This window comes from Saccharomonospora saliphila YIM 90502 (assembly GCF_000383795.1).
GTDB lineage: Bacteria > Actinomycetota > Actinomycetes > Mycobacteriales > Pseudonocardiaceae > Saccharomonospora > Saccharomonospora saliphila.
The window spans coordinates 5,491-10,819 of sequence record NZ_KB912727.1 but is presented as its reverse complement, the minus strand read 5'-3'; the positions used below and the strand labels follow the sequence as shown (position 1 = coordinate 10,819).

Annotated in this window: 7 protein-coding genes; 2 read left to right on the top strand and 5 right to left on the bottom strand. The window is 72.7% G+C overall.

Going from position 1 to position 5,329, the window contains the following annotated elements; genetic code table 11:
• Positions 1–91: 91 nt before the first annotated feature.
• On the bottom strand, positions 92–1,177 hold the full coding sequence (locus SACSA_RS0118925) for a sodium:calcium antiporter (protein WP_232213011.1): 1,086 nt from the start codon (positions 1,175–1,177) through the stop codon (positions 92–94).
• Between the two features lie 105 nt (positions 1,178–1,282).
• On the opposite strand from SACSA_RS0118925, the gene SACSA_RS0118920 reads away from it, so the two are divergent.
• Positions 1,283–2,062: an enoyl-CoA hydratase-related protein gene (locus SACSA_RS0118920; RefSeq protein ID WP_019819296.1), complete on the top strand. Its 780-nt coding sequence runs from the start codon at positions 1,283–1,285 to the stop codon at positions 2,060–2,062.
• A 52-nt stretch (positions 2,063–2,114) separates the two neighbouring features.
• Here SACSA_RS0118920 and SACSA_RS0118915 read toward each other — a convergent pair whose 3' ends face one another.
• The 3 genes from SACSA_RS0118915 to SACSA_RS0118905 all read right to left on the bottom strand — a co-directional run bounded on the left by SACSA_RS0118915 (position 2,115) and on the right by SACSA_RS0118905 (position 3,040).
• Positions 2,115–2,489, bottom strand: a complete 375-nt coding sequence (locus SACSA_RS0118915; RefSeq protein WP_019819294.1) for a barstar family protein — start codon at positions 2,487–2,489, stop codon at positions 2,115–2,117.
• Between the two features lie 142 nt (positions 2,490–2,631).
• Positions 2,632–2,823 (bottom strand): hypothetical protein, encoded by a 192-nt coding sequence (locus tag SACSA_RS26950; RefSeq protein WP_019819292.1) that lies wholly within the window; start codon positions 2,821–2,823, stop codon positions 2,632–2,634.
• Complete coding sequence (locus tag SACSA_RS0118905) at positions 2,810–3,040, bottom strand: hypothetical protein (protein ID WP_019819291.1); 231 nt, start codon at positions 3,038–3,040, stop codon at positions 2,810–2,812. The genes SACSA_RS26950 and SACSA_RS0118905 overlap by 14 nt, the downstream gene beginning before the upstream one ends.
• 32 nt (positions 3,041–3,072) lie before the next feature.
• On the opposite strand from SACSA_RS0118905, the gene SACSA_RS0118900 reads away from it, so the two are divergent.
• Complete coding sequence (locus tag SACSA_RS0118900) at positions 3,073–4,038, top strand: zinc-binding dehydrogenase (protein ID WP_019819289.1); 966 nt, start codon at positions 3,073–3,075, stop codon at positions 4,036–4,038.
• Here the strand turns inward: SACSA_RS0118900 and SACSA_RS23810 are convergent.
• On the bottom strand, positions 4,028–4,936 hold the full coding sequence (locus SACSA_RS23810; protein WP_232213010.1) for a thiamine pyrophosphate-binding protein: 909 nt from the start codon (positions 4,934–4,936) through the stop codon (positions 4,028–4,030). The two genes, SACSA_RS0118900 and SACSA_RS23810, sit on opposite strands and share 11 nt — an antisense overlap.
• Positions 4,937–5,329 lie beyond the last annotated feature (393 nt).

Sequence of the window (5,329 nt, the reverse complement as noted above, 5' to 3'; positions counted from 1 at the left end):
CTCCGGCGCTACGCCGAGGCGCTCGCGGCCGACAGCACGGCCCCGCCCGCGCGCTCGGCCTGACGGCCCGCGCGTTCCGCCCGGACCGAGCTCAGAAGTAGAGCGTCACCACGGCGGCGAGGTAGATGAGCATGAGCAGCACGCCGTCGAAGCCGACCCGCCACCAGCCGCCCCGCTGCCGCACGAGCAGGCCGCCGAGCAGGGCGGTGGTCATCAGCAACGCCGCCGTGGTCAGGAAGAGCTGATCGGCCCCGGCCGCGTGGTACAGCGACCCGTGCCCGAAGGCGACGTCGCCGACCACGAGGTTGAGCACGTCCAGGCTGTTCCCGCCGATGACCGCGGCCACGGCGAGCGTGAGCGCGCCCCTGCGCACGGCGATCAGCGCCGTGACCGTCTCGGGCAGCGCGTTGACCACACCCATCAGCACCGCACCGACGAAGCCCGCGTTCAGGCCGGTGGCGACGACGAGGCTCTCGGCCGCGTGGGCGACGGCCCAGCCGCCGACGACGACCACGCTCGCGATGGCGAGGAACTCCGACCAGAGTGATGCCGTCGTGCGCTCGCCGAACCGGCCGCCCTCGTCCGGCTGGTCGACGCGGGTGTCGCGCGTCGTCACCGCTGTCCACATCACCTGCCGCTGGTCGCGGATCAGTTTGAGCCCGCCGAGGTAGACCACGACCAGCACCGCGGACACCGGGTGCACGCCGAGCACGGCGACGTCGGGGCCGAACGAACCCAGCAGGGCGGTGCTCAGCAGGAAGATCAGCAGGCAGCCGAACAGGAGGTTGTGCTCCCACGCGGCCGCGTGTTCCAGGTTGACCCTGCGGTAGGCCATGTCGGCGATCACGATCGCGAGCGTCTGCACCGCGATGCCGCCGACGGCGTTGCTGTAGGCCAGCGCGGGCTGGTCGGCGGCCGCGCTCACCCCGGTCATCACGATCCCGGACAGCGAGGTGACCAGGCCGAAGAACACCGCCCCGAAGAACGCCTCGCCCCAGCCGGTCCGGTCGGCCAGCGTGTCCCCGAGGCCGACCAACCGGACGCTCGCCGCGACGGTGAGCGCACCGGCGGAGACGAAGGCGATGATCGCCCACAACGCAGGCCAGTCCTGGGTGAGCACACCACTCAGCGCGGCACCTCCGCCGAGCTCCACGTCCCGCCGACACCGTGCGCGCACGGCTCCCCAGTGTCGGCCCTCGCCACGTCCACCGCAGCGCGGCCGTCGCCGTCCCGGACGCCGAGCGGGCACGGGGACCGCGCGCCCCTGTGCCAGGGTGTGCACATGGCTGACGAACTGGTGCACCACACCGTGGCGAGCGGGGTCGCGACCGTGACCCTGGACTCGCCGCACAACCGCAACGCCCTGTCCGCCCGGCTGCGGGCCGAGCTGAGTGCCGCGCTCGACAGCGCGGTCGCCGACGACACCGTGCGGGTGATCGTGCTCGATCACACCGGCCCCGTTTTCTGCGCCGGGATGGACCTCAAGGAAGCGCGGGGGTCCGGAGCGCGGGAGCAGGGTGTGAACGACTTCCCTGAGATCCTGCGGCGACTGTGGACCTCTCCGAAGCCCGTCGTGGCCAAGGCCGCGGGCCCGGCCCGTGCGGGCGGCATCGGCATCCTCGCCGCCGCCGATCTCGCGGTCGCGGTCGAGACCGCCACCTTCGCCTTCTCCGAGGTCCGCATCGGTGTCGTCCCCGCGGTGATCTCCGTTCCGGTGCTGCCCCGGCTGCAGGCCCGCGCCGCGCACGAGCTGATGCTCACCGGCGACACCTTCGACGCGCGCCGGGCCGCCGAGATCGGCCTGCTCACCGCCGCCGTGCCCGAGGACGAGCTGGACGCGGCCGTGGCGTCCTACGTCGACTCCCTGGTGCGCGGCGCGCCGACCGCGCTCGCCGCGACGAAGGAGCTGCTCCAGGGCGAGAGCGCGCGAGCGCTGCCCGAGACGTTCGAGGCCATGCAGGCCCTTTCGGCGCGGTTCTTCGCCGGTTCGGAGGGCCAGGAGGGCATCGCCGCGTTCGCCGAGAAGCGCACGCCGAACTGGGTTCCCGGAGCGGGCGAGTAGCACGACGTCCACCCGCCCGCGCGACGACCGGGGCTCCGCGCCGGGTGCCGCGTCAGTCGGCCAGGACCACCGTCAGGGTCCGGCTCTCGCGGCGCCCGTGACGCGGGGTGAGTGCCCGTTGCGCGTCGGACAGCACCCCGTGGACAGCCAGGTAGGACTTCGGGTCCGCCTGCTTGAGCGCGTCGGCCGCGATCCAGATCAGCACATGCTCGCCGGGCGGGAGCCAGGACAGATCCGTCAGGCCGTCGTAGAACGTGTCGAGGTTGTGCCCGAAATGGTCCGGGATCGACAGCGCCGCGGCGATCGCGTCGAGCGCGCCGGTGCGGTCGGCGTGCGCGCTGCCGTCCACCACGTGCGCGTACGCGCCACGGGCGCGGGCCTGGTCGGCGACCGTACGGGAGTCGGGCCTCGGCGTGACCGTCGTCATCAGGTGTCCGCCGCGACGAAGGGTTCGTACCGGTCGTGTCCGGGGCCATGGCCCGATGGCATGTGTGGCAACAGTGTCTCCCTACTACCGAAGGTCCTGCCGTGCGGGCCCACGCCTGATCCGGTGCCCGCACCCGGCGAGCTCACCACCGCGCGTGCGGGCCCGGAGACCACACCGACACCACCGCGGCGGGTGCGTGCGACTCCGCGCCCGGCAGGCTACCGGGGGCCTCGGCGGGATCGCCAACCCCGAGGACCTCCCGCACCAGCCAGGCCCCGAGCACGAGCAGCAGCAAGGCGATCAGCGCCGCACTAATCCGCCTACGGGAGAGCACCGCGGCCCCCCTCGGAGTCCGCCCGCGCGCTCGGTCCGCGCCCGCCGAGGCGGCGCAGCCCGTCGCCGACGACGTCGACGGCGCGCTCGACCACCCACGCGAGCCCCAGGCACAGCGGGACCAGGACGACGGCGACCAGCACGAACTGGAACGGGAACCAGAGTTGCGCCAGCCACAACTCGACGCCGTCCCACCAGCGAGCCACTCCGTCGAACACGGTCCCGAGCCTACTCCAGGTAGGTTGTGGCCATGTTCGCCGTCTATGCCACAGAACCCAACGCCGACGACCCGCTGTCCTCGCTCGCGGTGGGCGAGCGCCCCGACCCCGACGTCCCCGAGGGATGGGTCCGGGTGTCGGTCCGGGCCGCGAGCCTGAACATGCACGACCTCTGGACCCTGCGCGGTGTCGGTATCAAGCCCGACCAGTTCCCGATGATCCTCGGGTGCGACGGAGCGGGCGTCACCGACGACGGCACGGAGGTCGTCGTGCACTCGGTGGTCAACGACCCCGACTGGCACGGGGACGACACGCTCGACCCGAAACGCACCCTGCTGACCGAGAAATACCAGGGGACCTTCGCCGATTCCGTCGTCGTTCCTGCGCGCAACGTGCTGCCCAAGCCCGCCGGACTGTCGTTCTCCGAGGCGGCCACGCTGGGCACGACGTGGCTGACCGCCTACCGCATGTTGTTCGTCAAGTCGGGGCTGCGGCCGGGGCAGACCATGCTGGTGCAGGGTGCCTCCGGTGGCGTGGCGACCGCGCTGGTGCAGCTCGGCCGCGCCGCGGGCCTGCGGGTCTGGGTCACCGGACGCACCGAGAGCAAGCGCGCGCTGGCCGAGAGCCTCGGCGCGCACGCGACCTTCGAAACCGGGGCGAAACTGCCCGAGCGCGTGGACGGCGTGTTCGAAACGGTCGGCAAGGCGACCTGGGCCCACTCGCTCAAATCGCTGAAGCCGGGCGGCATCGTGGTCGTGTCGGGCTCGACCAGCGGACCGGACGCGAACGCCGACCTGCAACGGGTCTTCTTCCTCCAGCTCCGGGTCGCCGGGTCGACGATGGGCACCCGCGACGAACTGGCCGACGTGATCTCCTACCTCGACCTGGCAGGCATCCGGCCCCAGATCGGCGCCGAAATGCCCCTGTCCGAGGCGCGGCGCGGCTTCACCGACATGCTGGAGGGCAACACCGCCGGAAAGATCGTGTTCACGCGGTGACGGCACGCGTGTCCCCGTTTCGGGGGATCACAGGAGTGAAATCCGCGTTAACCTGAAGACATGATCGCAGCGGCGCGAGCGGGAGCGGCGTCCCCGGATCACGGGGCGCCCTCCCCCGCGCGGGACGCCACGACGGTCCGTACCGGTCACCGGACCTACGCCGGGTTCCGCACCCGTGTGCTGCGGGTGTCGGCCTGCGGAGGCCGGCGAGCCGGGCAGCGCAGTGCGCGCGCCGGTTCCGGCGGCAACCGGGGCGGGGAACCCGCTCGGCTGGTGCTGCTGCACGGTTACCGCGACAGCGCGGCCCGGCAGGCGCGGGCTCCCCGGGAACCTCGGCCTCCATCACCTCACGCGGACCGACCAGGTACACCGGCCCCGCGGGGTCGCTGGCGGCCATGTGCAGGGCCCGGTGCACGAGCTGGGCGACGTTGGCGCCGGTGCGGATCTCGTTGTCGTACTTGGCGTAGCCCCGCACGATGCCGCGCTGGTCGCGCACGTCCTGGATCCACTGGATGAACTCGTTGCGGCTGCCGAACAGCTCGCCCTCCTGGGTGTAGGGCGAGGCGCCCGCGTAGAGCAGGACGCCGAAGCGGCCTTTCGCGGCGTTGTGCAGCATCCCGCCGATGTTCTGGGTGCCGCACTCGACGTGGACGACCACGGCCTGTGGCACGCCCGTGACCTGGGCGTAGCCCTGGGCCGCGGCCATCGCCACGCTCTCGTGCGGGCACACGACCAACTGGGGCAGAGTGTGCTCGGTGCCGTTGGCCCGTGCCCGCGCGTAGGCCTCGACCAGGCCCGGGTGGTCGCTGCCGAGATTGGCGAAGACGTAGCGCACCCCTCCCTCGGCGAGCGCCTCGAGAAACGCCCTGCTGGTCGTGTACGGGGTCTGCTCCGTCACCTCGGCGCCCACCGTGGTCCCCTCCCCTGACGTCAGATCGGTCCGGGCGACCCTCCCCCGGGCCACCCCCGACCGGCAAGCGATGCGTTTCGACGGTCGAAACGGCGAGAACGGGGCGGCGTGTCCGGGACGCCCGGCTCACGTCCGACCCCCAGCCGGGCGTGAACCGCGACGCGGCCCGCGGCACGCCGCCGCGAGTATCGTTCTCGGCCCCTACGACGCCACGCGTGGTCGCTCGGTTCCATTCCGTTCCGGCCGAGTTCGCCGCGCCGGCCGACGGGCGCGACCTCGGCGGCGAGCACGCGGCGCCGCCCGGGAGGATGGCCCCGTGCCCCACCACTTCCCCGAGGACGACGTCCCCGACGACGACACCACACCGCTGCCCCCGGTGCG

What these genes read in the sequence shown, in the direction of transcription:
- SACSA_RS0118920 (WP_019819296.1), top strand. Translation starts at nt 1,283, where the DNA reads ATGGCTGACGAACTGGTGCACCACACCGTGGCGAGCGGGGTCGCGACC.
- SACSA_RS0118915 (WP_019819294.1), bottom strand. Translation starts at nt 2,489, where the DNA reads ATGACGACGGTCACGCCGAGGCCCGACTCCCGTACGGTCGCCGACCAG.
- SACSA_RS0118900 (WP_019819289.1), top strand. Translation starts at nt 3,073, where the DNA reads ATGTTCGCCGTCTATGCCACAGAACCCAACGCCGACGACCCGCTGTCC.